Here is a 2,090-nt window from a genome sequence, read left to right as displayed (position 1 = left end):
TTTTGATTTAATAAATTAAAGCTGTTGTTCATAGAAAAACTTATCATATATGTAATTATTGATAAAATAACCAGACTAATAATACATTCTAATGTTGTAAAACCACTTCGTTTCAATCTATTCATTCCTTTTTATATGAATTATTTCCATATATTTGTTTTATATACAAAAATAAGAGAATAATTTTTCAATCATTCTCTTATCAAAAAATATTAATTTATAAATTATAAATTTTTTTAAATTCTTCCTCTATAAAATTATCACCGATAAATATATTCGATTTATTGTGATAATATTTTTTATCGTCTATACTTTCTAATTGAATACTTATATCGTTAAATTTATTTTTTATTTGTAAATCACCATTATATAAATTTAAGACTAATTTACAAAGTAAAATGCTCGTATCTATTATTTCTTTTTCCTGAGGATTGATATTTTTTATATTATCTTTACTGTCGTGATATATATGTATATTGATTTTTTGTCTATTCTTATTTATATCAAAATTTATCACTTCTTTCTTATCTGAACACTTATACATAATTGATAATAATCTAGTTATTACTTTACTTATATTGTGTGAATCTATAAAAGTAAATATTTCTTCTTCATTTGTATCGAATATTATATCTACACCTTTATATGTATTTAATCTTATTACTATATCTTCTAGTATTTCAACTATATTGTAATAATTTCTATTATCTTTATAAGACTCTAAGTTTAGTTTTTCAAGCGAAATCAAATTATCAATCAACGTCATCAGTATTTGTATATTCTTTAATTCTTTATTTAATAAGTTTACTTGTTCAATTTCTACAATATTGTTTTTTTCACAAAGAGATCTTGTGAGTTGATTTTTTAAGTATATTAGGTTGACTGGTGTTTTTAATTCATGCGATAAATTTATTAAAAATTCATTTTTTAATTTTTTACTGTATGTATCTTCCTCCATCTTTTTCTTAATAATTTCGTCTTTAACATTTTGTGTTACATCTCTAAAAACACCTATAGTTATATTTTTTTGATTTATATTCAATACCATATTTGCAAATTTTAAATATACATCCTCATCTAAACAATTTTTTATTTTCTTATTTTTAAATGTCATATTAAAAGACATATCACAATAAGTTAAGTCAGATGAATTTATTAAGTCGTACATATCTGATATTTTCAATTTATGTTGTTGTAATATTTTATCAAAACTCTTATTAGTATATTTTATTTTGTTAGTATTGTGGTCTAGTACAAATACAGCTTCTGATATTATATCGACAAATAATTCATATTTTTTCTTTGTTAAATTCATCTTATCCACTAGAGATTTTTGTTCTGTCATATTTTTCAAAACAATTAAGTTGTGTTTTTTATTTTCAAGTTCAATTCTATCTATATAAAAATTTTTATTATATTTGTCTATAGAGTATTCTATATTACCTTTTATATTTTTATCCAAGATAATATTCATCATATTTTTATCATATATAGAGTCTTTATTTTGGTATATTATTTTATTATCTTTTTCTAAAATTATATCATATGGTATGTTTTCAACTATATTCTTAAATCCTGTATAAGTTGTGGTATAGTCTTGTAAATTACTTTGTAATGAAATATTAGTTTTTACTAATAATATCCCCATAGTTCCTTCAAGTAAGATGTTTGGATATAGATTATATTTACTATATTCATTTTCACTTTGCTTTAGTTCAAACTCTAAATCCTCACAACTATAAAGTGTATTATATATATTTTCTAATATGATTAAATTATCGGTATTATTTTTATCAAAGAAAGTTTTAAATCTCTTAATTTTATATAAACTCATCTCTCCAAACACATATTCATATACATATGTTAGTGTTTGGTCTATAAAATATAGCTTAGTATTTGAGTTTAGTAGTAGCTCTTTAAAGCTATCAATATTTTTATTTAGTATATTTTCTCTTTTTATATTTTCTTGTCTCAAAATATATAGTTTAGAATTATATATTTTTGTATTTATATTTAATCGAATAAAAATAAACCATTATTACGGGTAAGTGATGAAGGAAATCTTTGTTTTACAACGTGCCGAAAATTTA

General features: G+C 20.5%; 2 protein-coding genes. Both read right to left on the bottom strand.

Annotated elements, in window-relative coordinates; genetic code table 11:
- Window positions 1-125 (bottom strand): prepilin-type N-terminal cleavage/methylation domain-containing protein (locus RDX53_RS14180; RefSeq protein ID WP_369124307.1); only part of this gene is annotated, 125 nt, incomplete at its 3' end.
- 92 nt (window positions 126-217) lie between these two features.
- Window positions 218-1,975, bottom strand: coding sequence for a hypothetical protein (locus RDX53_RS13995; protein WP_307994360.1), 1,758 nt, complete (start codon window positions 1,973-1,975; stop codon window positions 218-220).
- Between the last annotated feature and the right edge of the window lie 115 nt (window positions 1,976-2,090).

Origin of the sequence: uncultured Intestinibacter sp. (assembly GCF_902468165.1) — a bacterium.
Taxonomy (GTDB): Bacteria; Bacillota; Clostridia; order Peptostreptococcales; family Peptostreptococcaceae; genus Intestinibacter.
This window is presented reverse-complemented; position numbering and strand designations above follow the sequence as displayed.